This window comes from Saccharopolyspora flava, assembly GCF_900116135.1.
GTDB lineage: Bacteria > Actinomycetota > Actinomycetes > Mycobacteriales > Pseudonocardiaceae > Saccharopolyspora > Saccharopolyspora flava.
Genome location: NZ_FOZX01000001.1, coordinates 1,126,701 through 1,146,969 on the forward strand (window position 1 = coordinate 1,126,701; position 20,269 = coordinate 1,146,969).

Below are 20,269 nucleotides of genomic sequence, written 5' to 3' on the forward strand. Positions count from 1 at the left end.
AGCTGCGTGAGCACGAAAACCACTACGACGCCCCGGAGTCCTCGGACTCGGGGCGTTTCGCGTTCCGGGACGGGAACGGGGCCGGAGCCGGAGGATGACGTCCGATGAACGCCACTGTGGACGGTGACCAACCGCAGTCCGAGAAGCCCTCGGCTGAGAAGGCCGCCGCGGAGGCCATCACCAACTTCCGCGAGGAGATCGACTACCTCGACGCCGAGATCCTGCGCCTGATCAAGCGCCGCGCAGAGGTCTCGCAGCAGGTCGGGCAGGCCCGCATGGCCGCGGGCGGCCCGCGCATCGTCTACAACCGCGAGATGGACGTGCTCGCCCGCTACCGCGAGCTCGGGCCGGAGGGACGCGAGATCGCCATGATCCTGCTCCGCCTCGGCAGGGGCCGGCTGGGCCATTCCTGACACCCCTGAGGGCGCCTCCGACCTGGTCGGAGGCGCCCTTCGGCGTCACACCGCGTGGTCGGCGGCGAGGTCGCGCTCCCGCGTCTCCGGGGCGCGCAGCACCGCGACCAGCGTCACCACTGAGCACAGCGCCACGTAGATCGAGATCGGCACGGACGAGCCGAACGAGGCCAGCAGCGCGGTCGCGATGATCGGCGCCAGCGACCCGGCCACGATCGACGCCAGCTGGTAGCCGATCGACGCCCCCGAGTAGCGGACCCGGGTGCCGAACAGCTCCGCGAAGAACGCCGCCTGCGGCCCGTACATCGCGCCGTGGAACACCAGGCCCACGGTGGTCGCGAAGGTGATCACCCAGAACGACTTGGTGTCGAGCATCGTGAAGAAGAAGAACGCCCACACGCCCGTGCCGACGGTGCCCAGCAGGTAGATCGGCCGCCGCCCGAACCGGTCCGACAGCGCGCCCCAGACCGGGATGCTGATGAAGTGCAGCACCGAGGCGATCAGCGCCGCGTTGAGGGCGACGCCGCGCGGCAGGTCCAGGAACGTGGACACGTAGGTGAGCACGAACGAGGTCAGCACGTAGTAGACGACGTTCTCGGCGAACCGGGCGCCCATCGCGGTCAGCACCTCGCTCCGGTAGCGCCGCAGCACCTCCAGGATCGGCGGCTTCTGCTCGGCCCCGGCCTCCCGCGCCTGGCGCTGGGCCTCCAGGAACACCGGCGACTCGGCGACCGCCAGCCGCACCCACAGCCCGATCAGCACCAGCACGCCGGAGAGCAGGAACGCCACGCGCCAGCCCCAGGCCAGGAAGGCCTCGTCGGACTGCACCGCGGCCAGCACGGCCAGCACCGCGGTGCCGAAGACGTTGCCCAGCGGCACCCCGGCCTGCGGCCAGGACGCCCAGTAACCGCGGCGATCGCCGGACCCGTGCTCGGAGACGATGAGCACCGCCCCGCCCCACTCGCCGCCGATGGCGAAGCCCTGGATCAGCCGCAACGCGGTGAGCAGCAGCGGAGCCAGCACGCCCACCGACTGGTAGGTGGGCAGCAGGCCGATCGCGAACGTCGCGCCGCCCATCATCACCAGGCTCAGGACCAGCAGCTTCTTGCGCCCGATGCGGTCGCCGAAGTGGCCGAACACCAGCCCGCCCAGCGGCCGGGCGACGAAGCCGACGGCGTAGGTGATGAACGCAAGCAGGGTGCCCATCAGCGGGTCGCCGGCCGGGAAGAACAGCTTGTTGAACACCAGCGCGGCGGCGGAACCGTAGAGGAAGAAGTCGTACCACTCGACGGTGGTGCCGACGAGGCTCGCCAGCACCACCCTGGCGGTCGAGGATCTGGCGGGAGCGGGCTCGGTTGTCATGGCTGGCGTCCTCCTTGACGGGCCGTGGTCACCTGGGAAAACCTGGGTCAGTTCGCCGTCCAGCCCCCGTCCACGGACAGCGACGCTCCGGTGATCGACGCGGTCCCGGGCCCGCACAGCCAGACCGCGAGGTCGGCGACCTCGTCCGGTTCGACCAGCCGCTTCACCGGGGTGCGGGCCAGCAGCACGTCCTCGACGACCTGCTCCTCGGGCACCCGGTGCAGCCGGGCCTGCTCGGCCACCTGCCGCTCCACCAGCGGGGTGCGCACGAAGCCCGGGTTGAGGCAGTTGGAGGTGACGCCGTAGGCGGCGCCCTCCAGCGCGATCGTCTTGGACAGCCCCTCGATGCCGTGCTTGGCGGTGACGTAGGCGCTCTTGAACGCCGAGGCCCGCAGGCCGTGGACCGACGAGATGTTGATGACCCGCCCCCAGCCGTTCCGGTACATGCCCGGCAGGGCCGAGCGGACGATGCGGAACGGCGACTCGACCATGACGCGCAGGATCGTGCCGAAGACCTCGGTCGGGAACTCCTGCACCGGCGCGACGTGCTGCAGACCGGCGTTGTTGACCACGACGTCGGCGCCCTCGCCCAGGCCGTCGGCGTTGTCCGGATCGGCGAGGTCGACGACGCGGGCCCGCGCCCCCAGCTCGTCGGCGAGCGCCGCGACCGCCTCGGCGTTGCGGTCGACCGCGATCACCTCGGCTCCCGCCGCGGCGAATCCCCTGCTCACAGCGGCTCCGATGCCGCTGGCGGCCCCGGTGACCAGGACCCGCTTGCCGTTCAGATCGAGACCGGTTCGCTCGCTCATAGCGACAGAACCTAAGCGTGACGACGATCTCAAACCAGACTTGATTCACAACCTTTTCGAACCGATCCCGGAATCAGGGCGATCCCCCATATCGGACATGCCGCGTCAAGGAGCAGACTGTGGTCATGGGCATGGTTATCGGTCTGGTCGCGCTCCTGGTGACGATCGCTGCGGTGATCGCGGCGGCGGGACACGCGGGTTATCTGGCGATGCTGACCTCGGCGGCGAAGAAGCGGCCCGGCGGTCAGCCGGCCGTCGAGTTCGCCAAGAAGCGCTACCCGGTCGCGGGCGTCGGCCTCGGCGTCACGCTGCTGGCGCTGGTGATCAGCAGCGGCGGCGTGGGAGCGGACGTCTTCGCGACGCTGCTGGCCCTCGGCGGCGGCGCGGGGTCGCTCAAGGCGCTGGGGACCACGCAGAGCCGCTTCCGCAAGGGGCAGTTCTGAGCTCCTGAGGTGCCGGTTCCGAGGTGCCGGCTTCGACGCGCGCACCTCGGAACCGCCTTTCGGTGACGTTCGTCCGGGTGGTTCTGCGCTGATATCACCCGTTCGATGCATCAAGAGCTCCATTCGGAGGGCCGATCTTCCTCACGCGAAGCTCGCCGTGAACCCCTCACGACTTGCAGGAAGTCGAGACTCCGATGCACAGCGGCAGAACCACCGGCTGGAGCGGCCGACTCGATTGGCCGCCGCCACCCCTGGAACCGGCCCCGGAACCGGCATTCCCGGAACCGGCGCCCGGCCGGCATCGCAAGACCGACACCGGCGCCGCCTGGGCCCCGGTGCCCGCGCAGCGGGTCGGGTCCGAGGACTCCTCGCCCCGGCTGGTGATCGACCCGCTGACCGACACCGCACCCGTGGGCGGGCTGCACAAGTTCGACCTCGGCATGGTGCCCGCCTCGGTGACCCCGCCGCGCACGTGGCGCCGCGCGGCCTGGTTCGCCATCGCCTCGTCGGCTGCCGCGCTGGGCGGCCTGGTGTTCGCCACGACGCTGGTGTCCAGCCACACCACCCGCATCGAGGGCCTGGACCTGCCGAGCATGCCGCGCGGCGGCGCCTACCCGCCCCTGCCGCGCGATCCGTACTTCCTCACCGGCGATCCCACCCGGCCCTCGACGGCCAGCGCCGCGCCACCCCCGTCGAGCAGCCCGAACCGGCTGATCTCGGGACCGCAGCCGACCGGGACCACGGCCCCGGAGCCCGGCGAGGACGGGACCGGTGACCTGCCGGAGTCCCCGGGCGGCGGTGCTCCCGGCACGAGCGCGCCGCCGACCACCAGCAGGCCGCCCACGACCGAGGCGCCGCAGCTGCTCAAGCTCACCGACACCGAGGGCATGCAGCGCAGCAGCGAGCAGTACTTCGACGCGATCGCCGCGGGCGACCTGCCCGGCGCCTACGCCCTGACGACCGGGAAGCTGCGCGAGGAGGGCTACCAGGCCTTCGCCGCCCGCTACTCGTTCGCGTCGAAGGTCGAGGTCACGCAGGTCTACGTGACGCCGACGAGCACCACGCACACGCTGCGGCTGACCCTGCCCGACGGCTCGGTGCGCACCGAGCGGCGGATCCTGCGCTACGAGATGGCCGAGCAGCCGCTGATCTCGTCCGACGACCGGCTCTCGTGATCACGGAACGTGATCCACTGCTCCGTTCGTGATCTCCAGGACCACCCCATTCGGTGATCTCTGCCAGAAGTCTTCCCCTGACCGCAGCAGACGGGTACGTCTTCAGGCCGTGGACCATCCCAGCGATCGACCGGCGTTCGGCACCCCCGAGCTCGACCACACCGTGACGGTCGCCGAGCTGATCCGCCGCGGGCCGCACACCCCCGAGCAGGTCCTGCTCGCCGGTGAGCTCGACGAGCGACCCGACCTCACCGCCGCCTCGCCGCCGGGCGGGCGGCTCGCGCTGGCCGCGCTCGGGCTGCTCCTGCTGCTCTCCGCCGCCGGGGCGGGCGCGCTGGTCATGGCCAAGCCCGCGCAGCTGCCCCGCCCCACCGACTCCGCCGCCGCGATCAGCGGCGCCCTCGCGCTGCGCCCGGACCTGGTGCTGCAGGCCGCCTGGCCGTTCCACGACAACGCCGGGTTCACCACCGCCGTCGAGGGCGGCGGCACCGTCGTCGCGACCGAACCGGACGACGCCCACCTGGCCAACCCCGCCGCGGGCAGCGCCGAGACCACCCTCGGCCTCGTCGAGGACTTCTACCGCCGCGCCCAGGACGCCCCGGACCGGCTCGGCGAGCTCATCGCACCCGAGCTCGGGCAGTCCGAGGAGATCCACCGGGCGTGGGAGGCGGTCAGCGCGGTGCGCCTCGTGGACCTGCGGCTGGAGTCCGACGGAGCGGTCTCCGCGCAGGTCGAGGCCGTGTACCCGGACGGCCGCCGGGTGCTGCTCGAACAGCACCTGGAGGTCTCGCCGGGGCCGCTGCCGCGCATCGTCGGGGCCGAACTGCGCAGCGCCAAGCAGCTGCCGCCGGGCTGAGCGAGGTCCCGGAGGCCCGCCGCTGAGGTGCACAACAATGCGGCAACGACCCGTCACCACCGGCACCCCCGCCCACCAGCAACCCCTCCGCCGGTACCGTGGCGTGAGCCGGTCGGCGCCGCGGGTCACGAACCCGGCGATGCCGGACGGCCCAGATCCGGATCACCAGCGCAAACAGCTGGGCGAACTGCCCGGATCACCCGGGCGTCCGGATCGGACGGCGCCGAGTCGAAACAGGTCGTACCGATCTTTTCGACTTCGGACCTACGCCCACACGGCGTCGGCTAGGCTGCCGTATCGCGGTTCGGTGGCAACCCGAGTCGTGCTGGAAACGTGTACTCATGGGGGGCCGATGGCGGTCCGCCCTAATCCGCCGGTGTCCGGTGGGACGGCGCCCGGGTCTCCGGGCGGTGGCAACGCTGGGCATCGATAGCAGTACGGGGAGACGTCGGTGAGCGACGAAGGTCGCCTGGTCGCCGGACGCTACCGGGTGCAGCGACGCATCGGCAGTGGCGCGATGGGCGTGGTGTGGGAGTGTGTTGACGAGCGCCTGCACCGCACCGTTGCGGTCAAGCAGTTGCTGTTGCAGCCCGGTCTGGATCCGGGTGAAGCCGAGGAAGCGCGGCAACGGGCAATGAGAGAGGGCCGGATCGCGGCCCGGCTCCAGCACTCGAACGCGATCTCGGTGTACGACGTGGCCGAGGACGAGGGACAGCCCGTCCTCGTCATGGAGTACCTGCCGTCGACGAGCCTGGCCGCGATGATGTCCGAGCACGGGCCACTGCCGCCGCGCGAGGTGGCGCGGATCGGCGCGGAGGTCGCCTCGGCGCTCGGCGCCGCGCACGCGGCCGGTGTCGTGCACCGCGACATCAAGCCGGGCAACATCCTGCTCGGCGACAACGGCCAGGTGAAGATCACCGACTTCGGCATCTCCCGAGCTCAGGGCGACGTGCAGGTCACCAAGACCGGCATGCTCGCGGGCACCCCGGCGTACCTGTCGCCGGACGTGGCGATGGGCCAGGAGCCGACTCCGGCCTCGGACGTGTTCTCGCTGGGCGCGACGCTGTACGCGGCCATCGAGGGCCACCCGCCGTTCGGCCTGAACGAGAACACGCTGGCGCTGCTGCACGCGGTGGCCGCGGGCAAGATCGAGCCGCCGCAGCAGGCGGGCCCGATGGCCCAGCCGCTGATGGCGATGATGGCCGCCCGCGTGCAGGACCGGCCGGACATGGCGCAGTCCCGCGAGATGCTGCAGGCCGTGGCCGACGGCGGCTCGGTGAACTCCATCCCAACGATGGCCGCTCCGATCCCGCCCGCGCTGGCCCCGGAGACCCCGGAAGAGGCGACGAGCGTGATGGGCGCGGGTGCGGGCGCCGCCGCGGGCACCACGGTCGCCTACTACGACGACGACCCGTACTCGGAGCGCCCGTACGAGGACGCGACGTCCTACATGGGCGCCGACCCGCGGGCCGACTCGGCGGTCTACGAGGAGCCGCGGCGCAGCAGCAAGCGGCCGGTGATCATCTCGGCGATCGCGCTGGCCGCCGTCGCGGTGATCGCGGTCCTGGTGACCTCCGCGCTGCGCCCGCAGGAACCGCCGCCGCAGCCGGCCAACCAGCAGTCGGAAGCTCCCCAGATCCCGGCCCCGCCGCCGGAGACCACCTCGGAGGAGACGACGACCAGCAAGAAGCCGACGCGGACCTCCACGAAGGAGCCGACGTCCTCGGCCGAGGAGCCGACGACCTCCAGCGAGGAGCCCACGTCGACCCAGCAGCCGACGTCGAGCGCCGAGGAGACCTCCAGCGAGCCGACGAGCACCCGGACGAGCCAGTCCGGCAGCGTCACCACCCAGTGAGGTAGTCGGCGATCCTCTCGACGCCCTGCGGCCGGGATGCTCATCACCTGGTGAGCACCCCGGCCGCAGGCGCATTCCGGCCCCGGGGTGCCGACCCGGAGGGGCCGCCCAGTAACGTGACTGCGGGCGTGACACCGTCGGGTGAAGCCGGCAGCGGGGAGTCCGGTCCGTCCTCATTGCTAACGAGAAAACAGGCAGTCCTCAGACAGGCGAGCCCCGTGGGGCGAGCCAGTACCAGGAGACACCGGTGAGCGCCGAAGGTCGTTTGATCGCGGGCCGGTACCGCTTGCAGCAAAAGATCGGCAGCGGCGCCATGGGCGTGGTGTGGAAGGCCGTCGACGAGCGCCTCCACCGCACGATCGCCGTCAAGCAACTGCTGCTGCAGCCCGGTTACACCCCCGAGGAGACTGAGGAAGCGCGGCAGAGGTCGATGCGCGAAGGCCGCATCGCCGCCCGCCTCCAGCACCAGAACGCCATCGTCGTGTTCGACGTGGCCGAGGACGAGGGCCAGCCCGTGCTGGTCATGGAGTACCTGCCCTCGACCAGCCTCGCCGCCGTCATCGACGAGCAGGGCGTGCAGCCGCCGATGCGGGTGGCCCGGATCGGCGTGCAGGTGGCCGGTGCGCTGGCCGCCGCGCACATGGCGGGCATCGTCCACCGCGACCTCAAGCCGGGCAACATCCTGCTCGGCGAGAACGACCTCGCCAAGATCACCGACTTCGGCATCTCGCGGGCCATCGGCGACGTCGCGGTCACCAAGAGCGGCATCCTCGCGGGCACGCCCGCCTACCTGGCGCCGGAGGTCGCGCTGGGCCGCGACCCGGCACCGGCCTCGGACGTGTTCTCGCTGGGTTCGACGCTGTACGCGGCGATCGAGGGCGGTCCGCCGTTCGGCACCGACGAGAACGCGATCAGCCTGCTGCACCGGGTCGCGCGCGGTCAGTTCGAGCCGCCGCGCCAGGCGGGGCCGATGACTCCGGTGCTGATGCAGATGCTGTGCCCGGACCCGGTGGACCGGCCGACGATGGCGCACACCCGCGACCTGCTGCAGGCCGTCCTCGACGGCCGTCCGGTGCCCAACGCGGCCCCGGGCGCCGGTGCGGGCTGGCAGCGTCAGCAGCAGGCCCCGGCACCGCCTCCGCCGACCGGTGCGCCGACGATGGCCTACCAGGGCGGCATGCCGAGCGGCGGCATGGGCGGCGGGGCGAACCCGCCGACCCGCGTGGGCGGTGCGGCCCCGGTCGCGGCCGCCCCCGCAGAGCCGCGTCGCGGTGGCAAGCAGGTGGCGCTGTGGATCGTGGCGATCGTGGTGGCGGTCCTGGTGGGCGTGCTGGCCGCGAACGCGTTCGGTTCCGGCTCGAACCAGGGCGCGCCGCCGCGGCCCGCCCCGAAGCCGGCGCCGGTCGCTGCACCGGCCCCGACGACCTCGGCGACCCCGACGACGTCCTCGGCGGCTCCGACCACCAGCAGCCAGGCCCCGACGTCGAGCGCGACGAGCACCAAGAAGCAGGTGACCAAGGAGAAGCTGGTCGCCACGGTCAAGAAGTACTACACGCTGGTGCCCAAGGAGCTCGACGACGCGTGGAAGCTGCTCGGCCCGAGCCTCCAGTCCCAGGGCAAGGAGCGCTACGAAGACTTCTGGAAGCAGATCGACGACGTCAAGATCGTCGGCGAGCCGATCCAGTCCGGCGCCAACGTCGTGGTGACGCTCCAGTTCACCAAGGACGGCAAGAAGAGCACCGAGATGCACGTCCTGGGCATGGTCGCCAACACCGACGGAGACGCCCTGATCAACACCGACAACCACACCTGAGCCCCCGACACGGCGGGTACGTTTCGAAACGGACGCGACCAAGGCGACCCAAGCTTTGGTAGAGGCGACCCACCGCGGGTACGTTTCGAAACGAACGCGACCGAGGCGACCCAAGCTTTGGTAAACGCGACCCACTACGGATACGTTTCGAAAGGCAGGGGAAATTTCGTTTGAAATTGGCGGACCGCGTGACGTAAGAAAACCACGAAACGCAGCCAATTTCGGACGAAATTGCCCCTCCGCGCGCACCCAAAGCACCCCGCGGAGCGCTCCCAAGACGACCCCGAGGGGTCGGGACAGTTTTCATGAAAACTGTCACTCCACCCACACGACGGGACCCCGAAATCCCAGTTCAACCACCTCGAGGGCCGGGACCCCCTCCACAAAGAGACCCCGAGGGGCCGGACAGTTTTCATGAAAACTGTCACCACCCCCACGGGGTTCCTCGGGAGCGCTTCGCGGGGTCGAGCTGCTTGCGTGCGGAGTGGCAATTTCTCCAGAAATTGGCGTCGTTTCGTGGTTTTCTTTCGTTGTGGGGTCTGCCAATTTCAGAAGAAATTTCCACTGCCTATCGAAACGTATCCGTAGTGGGTCGCGTTTACTAAAGCTTGGGTCACCTTGGTCGCGTTCCTTGCGAAACGTAGCCTGAAACTGTCCCCCTCCAGACCCCCGAGCGCCCCGAAATCGGGGCGCCTCACCGTTGGGCCACCTCGTGGAGGCAGTCCTGGAGGGAGCGGGTTGCGGGGAGGTCGGCTACGGCTTCGCGGACGGCGAGGTGGAGGCGGCGGGTCGGCGCCGGCTTGGTGATCTCGCAGATCTCCACGCCCGGGTGCACGACCTCCAGCCCCAGCCTTGGCACCAGCGCGATCCCCATGCCGGCGGCGACGAAGCTCTGCGCTGAGTAGGTGCTGTCGGTCTCGACCACGACGCGCGGCGTGAAACCGGCGCTGGCGTAGGCGTCTTCGAGCAGCCGGGAGCAGATGCCGCCGTCGGTGACCGCGCTGTTGACCCACGAGTCGTGCGCCAGCTTGGCCATGTCGACGCTCGCCTGGTCGGCCTGCGGGTGCGAGGCGGGCAGCACCAGGCGGTACGGGTCGTCGGCCAGGTGCACGAACCGCACCCCGCGCAGCTCCGGCACCGACGCGCCGAGCACGACGACCGCGAGGTCCGACTCCCCGGCCGCGACGTCGTCGAGCAGCCCCTCCTCCTGCAGCTGGAGGTCCAGCTGCACCTCCGGGTGCTCGGCGCGGAACTTCGCCACGGCCTGCGGGATCAGGCCGACGGCCGCGGTGGTGAAGAACCGCAGCCGCAGCAGACCCGTGCGTCCCGCCCGGATGTCGGCGAGCTCCGCCTCGGTCTCGCCGAGCAGGTCGGCGATCCGACCGGCGCGCTCGGCGAGCAGCGTGCCCGCCGGGGTCGGCCGCAGGCCGCGACCGGCCTTCTCCAGCAGCGGCGTCCCGGCCTCCTTCTCCAGCGTGGCGAGCTGCTGGCTGATGGCCGAGGGGGTGAAGCCGAGGTTGGACGCGGCGGCGCTCACCGATCCGCTGGTGACCACCGCGCGCAGGACCTGCATCCGCCGAACGTCGAGCATGACCCCAACCGTACAGGATTGCTTAAAGGTTCGTTGAGATTAATTCGCTTGTCCTTACGTCTCCGCTTCCTCAAGCTGGTCTCACGGACATCAACGGCACTGGGGAGCGATCATGAACAACCCGACCAGCTACCTGCGGCTGGGCGCGCTCGCGCTGTTCTGGGGCGCGAGCTTCCTGCTGATCAAGCTGGGCCTGGAGGCCCTGTCCCCGACGCAGATCGCGCTGGGCCGCATCGTGCTGGGCGCGCTGACGCTGCTGGCGATCTGCGCGGTGCGCGGCCTGCGCACCCCCGGCGACCGCACCCTGTGGCGGCACGTCGCCGTCGCCGCGGTGTTCGCCAACGCGCTGCCGTGGGTGCTGCTGGGCATCGGCGAGCAGAGCGTCGAATCGGGACTGGCGGGAGTGCTCAACGCGACCACGCCGCTGTGGACGGTGCTGTTCGGCCTGCTCGCCGGCCGCGAGGCGCTGCCGCCCCGCCGTGCCGCGGGCCTGCTGCTCGGATTCCTCGGCGTGCTGGTCATCTTCGCGCCGTGGCAGGGAAGCGGGATGCTGGGCTGGGGCGTGCTCGCGTGCGTCGCCGCGTCGGCCAGCTACGGCATCGGGTTCGTCTACACAGGACGGTTCATCACCGGGCGCGGCACGCCGCCGCTGGCCCTGGCGAGCATGCAGCTCACCGCAGCGATCGGGTTCTCGGTGCTCGCGCTGCCGATCGACGGCCTGCGGATGGTGCACTGGAACCCGGTGGCGCTGCTGGCGGTCCTCGCGCTGGGCGTGGTCGGCACCGGCATCGGTTTCGCCCTGAACTACCGCCTGATCGGCGACGAGGGCCCCACCACCGCGTCCACCGTCACCTACGTGATGCCCGTCTTCTCGGTCCTGCTCGGCTGGTTGCTGCTCGGCGAGCAGCTCCCGCTCCGGGTCCTGCTCGGGATGGTGATCGTGCTGCTCGGCGTGGCCCTCACCCACCGCAGGACGTCCGGCCCGTCGGCGACCGGCCGGCTCCGCGCGTTCTTCCGGCGGGGTTCCGGGATCTACGCCGAACTCGCCACCAACCACCCCGCGAAGTGACCCCCGGTCAGACGAGGCGGCGGTCCGAGGCCCAGCGGGAGAGCTCGTAGCGGTTGGACAGCTGGGTCTTGCGCAGCACGCTGGACACGTGGGTCTCCACGGTCTTGACCGAGATGAACAGCTCCGAGGCGATCTCCTTGTAGGCGTATCCCCGCGCGAGCAGCCGCAGGACCTCGCGCTCGCGGCGGGTCAGCAGGTCCAGCTCGGGGTCGCCGACCGGGGCGGCGTTGGGCCCCTCGGAGAAGGCGTCGAGGACGAATCCCGCCAGTCGCGGCGAGAACACCGCGTCACCGGCCTTGACCCGGGTGATCGCGTCCACCAGCTCGCGCCCGGAGATCGTCTTGGTGACGTAGCCGCGGGCGCCGCCGCGGATCACCGCGATCACGTCCTCGGCCGCGTCGGAGACCGACAGGGCCAGGAAGACGATCTCGCCCTTGTCGTCGCCGGAGCGGGCGCGGACCTGCCGCAGCACCTCGGCGCCGCCGCCGTCGGGCATGTGGACGTCGAGCAGCACCACCTCGGGCCGGAAGTGGCCGATGCCGGCCACGGCCTCGGCCACCGAGCCCGCCTCGCCCACGACCTCGACGCCGTCGGCGGCGGCGAGCTCGGCGCGCACACCGGCGCGGAACAGCGCGTGATCGTCGACGAGGAACACCCGGACCGCGCCCGGCCCCTCGGTGGCTTCACCGGTCACAACATCCTCCGAAAACGTCGTTTCCCCTGGCAGGCTACGCCTCACGGCGCCGACCCGGGCATTTCCATCGCGACCTCGGTGCCCTGACCGGGCGAGGTACGCACCTTGACCTTGCCGCCGTGCCGCTGCACGCGACCGCGGACGGAGTCGGCGAGCCCGTGCCGGTCCTCGGGGACCTGGTCCGGGTCGAACCCGGCGCCCCGGTCGCGCACGAACACCGACACGACCTCGGGTTCGACCTCCGCGTAGACGCTGACCTCGCAGACCCCGGCGTGCTTGGCCGCGTTGACCAGCGCCTCGCGGGCCGCGTTGACCAACGCGGTGAGCCGGTCGTCGACCTCGCAGTCGCCGACCACGACCTGCTGCACGGTGATCGCGAAGTGGTCCTCGACCTCACCGCAGATGCGCGCCACCTCGGCGGCGAAGGTGCCCTTCTCCGCCCCGGAGGGCACCGCGCTGTCCCCGGCCGCGCCGTAGCCGTCGGGGCCGTAGAGCCAGCCGCGCAGCTCGCGCTCCTGCCCCCGGGCGAGCCTGCGGACCTCGCGCTCGGAACCGGCCTGCTTCTGGATCAGCGCCAGCGTCTGCAGCACCGAGTCGTGCAGGTGCGCGGCGATCTCGGCGCGCTCCTGCGAGCGGATGCGGCTGGAGCGCTCGACGTTGAGGTCGCGCACCATCCGCACCCACCAGGGCACGGTGAGCACGGCGACGCCGACCAGCGTGGCGCCCGAGGCCAGCAGTCCGGTCGGCAGCGCGTCCAGCGAGGTGGTGCTGCCCACCAGCAGCACCATGCCGAGGACGACGAGCGCGGCACCGGCCATCACGCGGATCCAGGCGCTGCGGGCACCCGAGCCGAGCAGGGCGCCCGCGACCCCGGAGCGGGCGCCCTGCCTCCAGCGGCGGCGTTGTGAGTCGTCCGCCTCCCGCCACACCACCGCCGCACCCACCAGGGCCACCACGAGCGGGACCGTCAGCCACGTCGGCATCGACAGCACGGCGCCGAAGCCGGCGAGCGCGCCGACGCCGAGCAGCACGATCCCGAAGCCCTGCTGCCACTCCCGCTTCGTCGCCGGACGCGATCCGCCGCCCTGCGGCACGAACGCCCACAGCAGCGCGTACCCGAGGATCCCGGCGCCGCCCAGCGCGGACAGCACCGCGAAGGTCATCCGCACCCACAGCACCCGGACGCCCAGGTGTTCGGCCACGCCCGCGCACACCCCGGCCAGCAGCCGCCCGTCGCGGGTCCGGTGCAGCTGCGGGAGCACCGGCAGCATCCGCTCGGTGGGGACGTCGCCCTGCCGCATCCGCGGATCGGTCCGCATCGGATTCACCTTGCGCGGCGGATGCGGCGGTTGCGGCGCGTGCGCCGGATGCGGCGGGTGCCGCTGCGGGTTCTGCTCATCGGGGGCCGTCACGTTTTCGATGGTCACACGGTCGAGAGACCCCGGGCATCAGGGACGTCCCCTGACCTACCCGGAGTCGGCGCAGTTCTCATGAGAACCTCACCCGTTCCCGGTGCCGTGGGTGATGACGGTTTTCATGAAAACTGTCCCCACCCCACGGACACCACCACCGGGGTGACCTGGTCGAAGACCTCTCGGAGGTCCGTTCCCGACGTGCTCTGGGAGATCGCAGTTTTCATGAAAACCTCCCCCACCTCGGGACGAGGAGGCGAGGACACCGGGGATGGTCTCAGGGAGGTCCCGGATTCCCGGGACGTGGGTCGCGTCGGATAGTGGTCGGCATGAACAGCACGCAGCAGTCCGGCGGTGTCGAGGCCACCCTGCGCGACTTCTGGGCCACCCGCCCGGTCCGGCCGCGCAGCGGGTCGAAAGCGGCGGGTGTGTCGGCGGCGATCGCGCGCCGCTACGGCGTCGACCCGATCCTCGTGCGCGTCGCCTTCGTGGTGCTGGCCTGCTACGGCGGCGCCGGCGTCGTCCTCTACATGCTGGGCTGGCTGCTGTTCCCGAAGGAGGCGCCGCCGCTGCCCGGCCAGACGACGCCGAGCCGGGAACCCACCGACACCTGGATCGTGGTGGTGCTGGTGCTCCTGCTGCTCCCGAGCATGATGTGGATGATCAGCTCGATGTCGGTGCTGGGGCTGGCGGCCGGCCCGGTCGCGCTGTACCTGCTGCACCGCAACCAGGGCGACCGCCAGGTGACGGGCACGTCGAACCCGCCGCCGCAGGCCACCCCGACCGGCGAGAACACCTGGGTCTACCCGAGCACCGCGGCCGAGCAGCGGACCCCGCCCGCGTGGGATCCGCTGGGCGCGGCGCCGTTCGCGTGGGACCTGCCGGAACCGGCCGAGCCCGAACCACCGGAGCCGAAGGCTCGGCGGTACCGCTGGTACAACCCGGTCGCGGTGCTGCTCGCGCTCCTGGCGGCGGTGCTGGTCTCGGCCTCGGGAGCCGGGGGCGGGCCCGCCGCGGCCGTGGCGCTGGGCGTGCTCGGGGCGGCGATGGTGCTCGGCGCGTTCCTGCACGCGGGTCGCTGGCCGATCCTGATCGCGGCGCTGCTGGCGATGTTCGCGCTGGTTCCCTCGGTCGCCGACGACTACCGGCTCGACGGCGATCTGAGCGTGGGCGACCTGCGGGTCACCCCGGTCGAGACCACCCAGGTGCTGCCGAGCTACGACCGCACGGCGGGAACCATCGAGCTGGACCTGTCCGACCTGCGCATCAGCACCGACCAGGTCGTGCAGACCGACGCGACGGTCGGCGCCGGGCGGGTCCTGATCCGGGTTCCCTCCACTGTGGACGTCACGGCGCACTGCCGCGCCGAGATCGGCGAGATCAGCTGCCTGAACGAGCTCGCCAACGGCGAGCACCTGGACCGATCGGTCACCGACGTCGGCCCGGACGGGCCCGGCGGTGGAAAACTCGTGCTCAACGCGAGCGTGGGCACCGGAAACGTGGAGGTCATCCGTGACTGACGAGAGCACGCCCCACGAGGGCCCGGACCCGGTCCTGCTGGTCGCGGGCGCCGTCGCGCTGATCATCACGGCCACCGTCGCGCTCGACCTGTCGAGCTTCCTGCAGTGGATCCTCGCCGGGGCCGCGGTGGTCGTCGGCGGCGTGCTGCTGATCGCCTCGCTGCGTCGGCGGGCCGAGTGAATTTGCCAGTTCCACCGGGGTTTTCGCGATCGCGTCGAGGTTTTCCGGGAATTTTTCCCGTTCGTCACCGATCGATCCGTCTGCACCCTTTCCAAAACACGACAACCGGCCCCGAGCGCGGCTCCGATCTGCTGATACTGCGGTCTTGATCGATCCGAACAGCGTTGCTCCCAACATCCCCGCAAGGAGCTGGCTATGACCAGGAACCGCTTGCTCGCAGGCGGCGCCGTGCTCGCCCTGTTCGTCTCGCTGCCGTCCGCGGCGGCGGGAGCGAACCCGGCTGAAGCACCCAAGGACGTGAAGCCGCGCGCGGAGGTCTTCTTCGACGACTTCTCCGGCAACGAGCTCGACCGCTCGAAGTGGCAGGTCGAGGTGACCGGTGAGAACTTCGGGACCGTCAACAACGAGCAGCAGGCCTACGTCGACTCGCCCGACACGATCTACATCGACCACGACGACGGCAACACCGGCGCCCAGAACGGCGCGCTCGCGCTGCACCCGCGCTACCAGCAGGGCTTCCAGGCGCCCGACGGCGGCACCTACGACTTCGTGTCCGGCCGGGTGAAGACCGAGGACAAGTTCGAGTTCACCTACGGCAGCTACTCGGCGCGCATCAAGCTGCCGGAGAACGCCACCGGCTCGGGCCTGTGGCCGGCGTGGTGGTCGCTGGGCACCAGCATCAACGAGGGCAAGCCGTGGCCGGAGTGCGGCGAGGTCGACGTGATGGAGCACGTCGGCGAGCCGTGGACGAGCTCGGCGATGCACGGCCCCGAGTACAACGGCGACACCCCGATCACCCACCAGCAGAACTTCGAGGGCAAGGACCCGGCGGACTGGCACACCTACCGGGTGGACTGGACGCCGGAGGGCTTCACCTTCTTCGTCGACGACACCCAGACCTACCAGGTCACCAAGGCCGAGTTCGACGCCAACGGCTGGACCTGGGTCTTCGACGACCCGCAGTACATGATCCTGAACTTCGCCACCGGCGGTCAGTACCCGCAGAACGTCAACGGCGTCACGGAGCCCTACCCGGGCCTGCCGCAGGAGAGCGTCGACAAGATCAAGGCCGGAACGGCCCGCTACCTGATCGACTGGGTCAAGGTCGAGCAGTGAGCCGAACCTGAAAGGGCCCCTCTGACCAGGTCAGAGGGGCCCTTCTTCACGTCAGGCAAGCGGCGAAGCCGCTTTCTCAGTACCCCACCTAAGACGCTTGCACCGCCGCGGGTTCTCAGACGTCTTCTGGGGAGGACAGCCGTAGCGCCGTGTATTGGCATACATCAGTCTCGGATCCCGGAGCCAGAAGGCGTCTGAGGTTCCGCTACCCGCACCGCCAAGCAGGGTGCCCACAGAGGGGTAAAACCGTCACTCCCACTCGATGGTGCCCGGGGGCTTGGACGTGACGTCCAGCGTCACGCGGTTGACGTCGGGGACCTCGTTGGTGATGCGGGTGGAGATCTGCTCCAGCACGTCGTAGGGCAGGCGCGTCCAGTCGGCGGTCATGGCGTCCTCGCTGGAGACCGGGCGCAGCACGACGGGGTGGCCGTAGGTGCGGCCGTCGCCCTGCACGCCGACGGAGCGGACGTCGGCCAGCAGCACGACCGGGCACTGCCAGATGTCGCGGTCCAGGCCGGCGGCGGTGAGCTCCTCGCGGGCGATGGCGTCGGCGGCGCGCAGCGTCTCCAGCCGGTCTGCGGTGACCTCGCCGATGATGCGGATGCCCAGGCCCGGGCCGGGGAACGGCTGCCGGTGCACGATCGTCTCGGGCAGGCCCAGCTCCAGGCCGACCCGGCGGACCTCGTCCTTGAACAGCGCGCGCAGCGGCTCGACCAGCGAGAACTGGAGGTCGTCGGGCAGTCCGCCGACGTTGTGGTGGCTCTTGATGTTGGCCGCGCCGGAGCCGCCGCCGGACTCCACCACGTCCGGGTAGAGGGTGCCCTGCACCAGGAAGTCGATCTGCTCGCCCGCGGCACCGGCCTCGGCCTGCAGGTCGCGGGCGGCCTGCTCGAAGACGCGGATGAACTCGCGGCCGATGATCTTGCGCTTCTCCTCGGGGTCGGTGACCCCGGACAGCGCGCCCAGGAACCGGTCGACCGCGTCGATGGTGACCAGCTTGACGCCGGTGGCGGCGACGAAGTCGCGCTCGACCTGCGCCCGCTCACCGGCCCGCAGCAGGCCGTGGTCGACGAACACGCAGGTCAGCTGGTCGCCGATGGCACGCTGCACGAGCGCTGCGGCCACCGCGGAGTCCACGCCGCCGGACAGGCCGCAGATGGCGCGGCGGTCGCCGATCTGCTCGCGGATCGCGGCCACGGTGTCGTCCACGATGGACGAGGTCGTCCACTGCGGGCGGACGCCGGCGATCTCGTGCAGGAAGCGGCGCAGCACCTCCTGGCCGTGCGGGGAGTGCACGACCTCCGGGTGGTACTGCACGCCCGCCAGCCGGCGCTCGATGTTCTCGTAGGCGGCGACCGGGGTGTCCTTGGTGCCTGCGGTGACCTGGAAGCCCTCGGGGGCCTTGCTGACCGAGTCGCCGTGGCTCATCCACACCGGGTGGTGGCCGGGCAGGTCGTTGTGCAGCCGTCCGCCGTCACCGCTGATCTCGACCTCGGTGCGGCCGTACTCGCGGGTGCCGGTGTGCTCGACGGTGCCGCCGAGCGCGGAGGTCATCGCCTGGAAGCCGTAGCAGATGCCGAACACGGGAACGCCCGCGTTGAACAGCTCCGGGTCCACCTGCGGCGCGCCCTCGGCGTACACGCTGGAAGGACCGCCGGACAGCACGATCGCCGCGGGGTCGCGGGCGACCATCTCCGACACCGGGGTGTCGTGCGGGACGACCTCGGAGTACACCTGCGCCTCGCGCACCCGCCGAGCGATCAGCTGGGCGTACTGGGCGCCGTAGTCGACAACGAGAACAGGCCCTGTGGCGCTGTTGCTTGCGGAACCGGACACGTGGTCGCCGACCTCCTTGGCCATCGCACTGCGGTCCGCACATTGTCGCAGGTAACCAAGGCCACAACCGCATCGGCCCGCACTACCGCTCCCCACCCGAGGTCACAACCCGCGGTATTCGCCCGGTCGAAAACCGCGATATTCGACCCGACGAAAACCGCGGTTTTTGACCGATGAATGTTGCAGTTTTTGACCTCGGGGTGGCGACGGCGTCAGACGAGGGGGAGTTGGAGGGCCGCGGGGGCCGTCGGGGGAACCGCCGGGGACTTGGGTTCGACCGGGGTGACCTTGCGGTAGCCCTCGGACTGGTCCGGGCGGGTGTCGGCCTCGCCCTTGTTGGGCCAGAGGGAGAAGGCTCGCTCCGCCTGGGCGGTGATCGTCAGGGACGGGTTCACGCCGAGGTTGGCGCTGACTGCCGAGCCGTCCACGATCGACAGGTCCGGGTAGGACCACGCGCGGTGGTACGGGTCGATGACGCCGGTGTCGGGGCTGTCGCCGATCGCGCAGCCGCCGAGGAAGTGCGCGGTCATCGGGATGTCGAACATCTCGCCCCAGGTGCCGCCGGAGATCCCGCCGATCTTCTCGGCGACGAGCTCGTTGGCCTGCTCCCCCGCCTCGATGTAGCTGGGGTTCGGCGCGCCGTGCCCCTGCTTGGAGGTCAGCAGCCGCTTGCCGAGGATCCGCTTGACGCTGGTGGTCAGCGAGTTGTCGAGGCTCTGCATGACCAGCAGGATCACCGTGCGCTGGCTCCAGCCGCGCACCGACAGCATCTGCAGCGACAGCTTCGGGTTCTCCCGCAGGAACTTGCCCAGCTGCTTCCAGCGCGAGCCCCGCCCGCCGCGGGTCGCCGGGATCTGCAGCAGGCCCATCGCGTTGGCGCCCTTGGTGTAGCGGACCGGCTCGATGTGGGTGTCCTCGTCCGGGTGGAACGAGGAGGTGATGGCCACGCCGGTGGAGAAGTCGCGCTCCGGGTCGACCTCCGCGATCTGCGAGCCGATGATCGCCTCGGAGTTGGTGCGGGTCAGCGTGCCCAGCCGCTTCGACAGCTTCGGCAGGTCGCCGTTGTCGACGCAGCGGTGCAGCAGGTTCTGGGTGCCCCAGGTGCCCGCGGCGACCACGACCTGGTCGGCGCTGAAGATCTTCGGCTTGCGGTTGAGCTTGGCGCCGGTGCGCGAGGTCGCGATCCGCCAGCGCCCGTCGCGGCCCTTGCCGAGCCGGTTGACGGTGGTGAGCGGGAAGATCTCCGCGCCCTGCTTCTCGGCGAGGTAGAGGTAGTTCTTGACCAGCGTGTTCTTCGCCCCGACGCGGCAGCCGGTCATGCAGGCGCCGCACTCGGTGCAGCCGGTGCGCGCCGGTCCGGCGCCGCCGAAGAACGGGTCGGCGTCGGTGCGGCCGGGCTCGTTGAAGTACACGCCGACGGGCGTGCGGTGGAAGGTGTCGGCGACGCCCATGTCGGCCGCGACCTGCTTCATCACCACGTCGTGCGGGGTCTCCGAGGGCTGCTCGATGACGCCGAGCATCTTGGTGGCCTGGTCGTAGTAGGGCGCGAGCTCCGACTCCCAGTCGGTGATGTGCGCCCACTGCGAGTCCTGGTAGAAGGGCTTGAGCGGCCGGTAGAGGGTGTTGGCGTAGTTCAGCGACCCGCCGCCGACTCCGGCACCGGCGAGGATGAGCACGTCGCGGAGCAGGTGGATCCGCTGCACGCCGAAGCAGCCCAGCTGGGGAGCCCAGAGGAACTTGCGCAGGTCCCAGGAGGTCTTGGGCAGCTCCTCGTCGGAGAACCGCCGTCCCGCTTCGAGCACCGCGACCCGGTAGCCCTTCTCGGTCAGGCGCAGCGCGGCAACGCTGCCGCCGAAGCCCGAGCCGATGACCACCACGTCGAAATCGGTACCGCCATCACCACGTTGTGCCATGCGCGACAGCGTAAGCGAAACTACTCGCGAGTAGCTAGACCCCGCTCGGGACTCGGCCCGAGGCGCTTCCCGCGGCGCCCTCCGGTGGCGGAGCGCTCGGCAGCGGACAGTTTTAGCCATAATCACCCATGATCAATGTCCGAAATGTCCGGACAATTATGGCTAAAACTGTCCCCCTCCCGGACCGAGCACCCCAGTGGGGCGGCCTCGG

The 20,269-nt window shown here is 70.7% G+C and carries 17 protein-coding genes; 10 read left to right on the top strand and 7 right to left on the bottom strand.

Translation table 11 applies throughout. From position 1 onward, the window contains the following. Window positions 1-104 precede the first annotated feature (104 nt). Window positions 105-413: a chorismate mutase gene (locus tag BM424_RS05100; RefSeq protein ID WP_093414032.1), complete on the top strand. Its 309-nt coding sequence runs from the start codon at window positions 105-107 to the stop codon at window positions 411-413. A gap of 45 nt (window positions 414-458) precedes the next feature. Here BM424_RS05100 and BM424_RS05105 read toward each other — a convergent pair whose 3' ends face one another. Further along, complete coding sequence (locus tag BM424_RS05105) at window positions 459-1,775, bottom strand: MFS transporter (RefSeq protein ID WP_093414033.1); 1,317 nt, start codon at window positions 1,773-1,775, stop codon at window positions 459-461. Window positions 1,776-1,822: 47 nt separating this feature from the next. Further along, window positions 1,823-2,584, bottom strand: coding sequence for a 3-hydroxybutyrate dehydrogenase (locus BM424_RS05110; protein ID WP_093414034.1), 762 nt, complete (start codon window positions 2,582-2,584; stop codon window positions 1,823-1,825). 125 nt (window positions 2,585-2,709) lie between these two features. Between BM424_RS05110 and BM424_RS05115 the strand changes: the two genes are divergently transcribed. The 5 genes from BM424_RS05115 (at window position 2,710) to BM424_RS05135 (ending at window position 8,726) form a co-directional block, all read left to right on the top strand. Continuing rightward, window positions 2,710-3,027: a hypothetical protein gene (locus BM424_RS05115; RefSeq protein WP_245775606.1), complete on the top strand. Its 318-nt coding sequence runs from the start codon at window positions 2,710-2,712 to the stop codon at window positions 3,025-3,027. 194 nt (window positions 3,028-3,221) lie between these two features. Continuing rightward, on the top strand, window positions 3,222-4,202 hold the full coding sequence (locus BM424_RS05120) for a hypothetical protein (RefSeq protein WP_093414036.1): 981 nt from the start codon (window positions 3,222-3,224) through the stop codon (window positions 4,200-4,202). A gap of 109 nt (window positions 4,203-4,311) precedes the next feature. Beyond that, the gene (locus BM424_RS05125; RefSeq protein ID WP_093414037.1) at window positions 4,312-5,058 is read left to right on the top strand and encodes a hypothetical protein; all 747 of its coding nucleotides are present in this window, start codon (window positions 4,312-4,314) and stop codon (window positions 5,056-5,058) included. A gap of 451 nt (window positions 5,059-5,509) precedes the next feature. Next, window positions 5,510-6,913, top strand: coding sequence for a serine/threonine-protein kinase (locus BM424_RS05130; protein ID WP_093414039.1), 1,404 nt, complete (start codon window positions 5,510-5,512; stop codon window positions 6,911-6,913). A 247-nt stretch (window positions 6,914-7,160) separates the two neighbouring features. Then, the gene (locus tag BM424_RS05135; protein ID WP_093414040.1) at window positions 7,161-8,726 is read left to right on the top strand and encodes a serine/threonine-protein kinase; all 1,566 of its coding nucleotides are present in this window, start codon (window positions 7,161-7,163) and stop codon (window positions 8,724-8,726) included. Window positions 8,727-9,420: 694 nt separating this feature from the next. Here the strand turns inward: BM424_RS05135 and BM424_RS05140 are convergent. Further along, entirely contained in the window at window positions 9,421-10,317 is an 897-nt protein-coding gene (locus BM424_RS05140) for a LysR family transcriptional regulator (protein WP_093414042.1), read from the bottom strand. A 112-nt stretch (window positions 10,318-10,429) separates the two neighbouring features. Between BM424_RS05140 and BM424_RS05145 the strand changes: the two genes are divergently transcribed. Beyond that, window positions 10,430-11,386, top strand: coding sequence for a DMT family transporter (locus BM424_RS05145; protein WP_093414044.1), 957 nt, complete (start codon window positions 10,430-10,432; stop codon window positions 11,384-11,386). Between the two features lie 7 nt (window positions 11,387-11,393). On the opposite strand, the gene BM424_RS05150 is transcribed toward BM424_RS05145, so the two are convergent. After that, complete coding sequence (locus BM424_RS05150; protein ID WP_093414045.1) at window positions 11,394-12,080, bottom strand: response regulator; 687 nt, start codon at window positions 12,078-12,080, stop codon at window positions 11,394-11,396. Between the two features lie 41 nt (window positions 12,081-12,121). Next, window positions 12,122-13,507, bottom strand: coding sequence for an ATP-binding protein (locus BM424_RS05155; protein ID WP_425441974.1), 1,386 nt, complete (start codon window positions 13,505-13,507; stop codon window positions 12,122-12,124). 314 nt (window positions 13,508-13,821) lie between these two features. Between BM424_RS05155 and BM424_RS05160 the strand changes: the two genes are divergently transcribed. The 3 genes from BM424_RS05160 (at window position 13,822) to BM424_RS05170 (ending at window position 16,309) form a co-directional block, all read left to right on the top strand. Beyond that, the gene (locus BM424_RS05160) at window positions 13,822-15,012 is read left to right on the top strand and encodes a PspC domain-containing protein (RefSeq protein ID WP_139274004.1); all 1,191 of its coding nucleotides are present in this window, start codon (window positions 13,822-13,824) and stop codon (window positions 15,010-15,012) included. Further along, window positions 15,005-15,193, top strand: a complete 189-nt coding sequence (locus BM424_RS05165; RefSeq protein WP_093414048.1) for a hypothetical protein — start codon at window positions 15,005-15,007, stop codon at window positions 15,191-15,193. Before BM424_RS05160 ends, BM424_RS05165 begins: the two co-directional genes overlap by 8 nt. A 195-nt stretch (window positions 15,194-15,388) precedes the next feature. Beyond that, window positions 15,389-16,309 carry a glycoside hydrolase family 16 protein gene (locus BM424_RS05170; RefSeq protein ID WP_093414049.1) on the top strand — a complete coding sequence of 307 codons (921 nt, stop codon included), beginning with the start codon at window positions 15,389-15,391 and terminating at the stop codon, window positions 16,307-16,309. Window positions 16,310-16,558: 249 nt separating this feature from the next. Here BM424_RS05170 and guaA read toward each other — a convergent pair whose 3' ends face one another. Further along, window positions 16,559-18,169 carry a glutamine-hydrolyzing GMP synthase gene (gene guaA, locus BM424_RS05175; RefSeq protein WP_093414051.1) on the bottom strand — a complete coding sequence of 537 codons (1,611 nt, stop codon included), beginning with the start codon at window positions 18,167-18,169 and terminating at the stop codon, window positions 16,559-16,561. A gap of 188 nt (window positions 18,170-18,357) precedes the next feature. After that, a complete protein-coding gene (locus tag BM424_RS05180; RefSeq protein WP_093414052.1) occupies window positions 18,358-20,058 on the bottom strand; it encodes a GMC family oxidoreductase N-terminal domain-containing protein in 1,701 nt (566 codons plus the stop codon). Between the last annotated feature and the right edge of the window lie 211 nt (window positions 20,059-20,269).

Excerpts from the sequence above, each read along its gene's own strand:
- BM424_RS05100 (WP_093414032.1), top strand. The coding sequence starts at position 105 with ATGAACGCCACTGTGGACGGTGACCAACCGCAGTCCGAGAAGCCCTCG.
- BM424_RS05105 (WP_093414033.1), bottom strand. The coding sequence starts at position 1,775 with ATGACAACCGAGCCCGCTCCCGCCAGATCCTCGACCGCCAGGGTGGTG.
- BM424_RS05110 (WP_093414034.1), bottom strand. The coding sequence starts at position 2,584 with ATGAGCGAGCGAACCGGTCTCGATCTGAACGGCAAGCGGGTCCTGGTC.
- BM424_RS05115 (WP_245775606.1), top strand. The coding sequence starts at position 2,710 with ATGGGCATGGTTATCGGTCTGGTCGCGCTCCTGGTGACGATCGCTGCG.
- BM424_RS05120 (WP_093414036.1), top strand. The coding sequence starts at position 3,222 with ATGCACAGCGGCAGAACCACCGGCTGGAGCGGCCGACTCGATTGGCCG.
- BM424_RS05140 (WP_093414042.1), bottom strand. The coding sequence starts at position 10,317 with ATGCTCGACGTTCGGCGGATGCAGGTCCTGCGCGCGGTGGTCACCAGC.
- BM424_RS05145 (WP_093414044.1), top strand. The coding sequence starts at position 10,430 with ATGAACAACCCGACCAGCTACCTGCGGCTGGGCGCGCTCGCGCTGTTC.
- BM424_RS05160 (WP_139274004.1), top strand. The coding sequence starts at position 13,822 with ATGAACAGCACGCAGCAGTCCGGCGGTGTCGAGGCCACCCTGCGCGAC.
- BM424_RS05170 (WP_093414049.1), top strand. The coding sequence starts at position 15,389 with ATGACCAGGAACCGCTTGCTCGCAGGCGGCGCCGTGCTCGCCCTGTTC.
- guaA (WP_093414051.1), bottom strand. The coding sequence starts at position 18,169 with ATGGCCAAGGAGGTCGGCGACCACGTGTCCGGTTCCGCAAGCAACAGC.
- BM424_RS05180 (WP_093414052.1), bottom strand. The coding sequence starts at position 20,058 with ATGGCACAACGTGGTGATGGCGGTACCGATTTCGACGTGGTGGTCATC.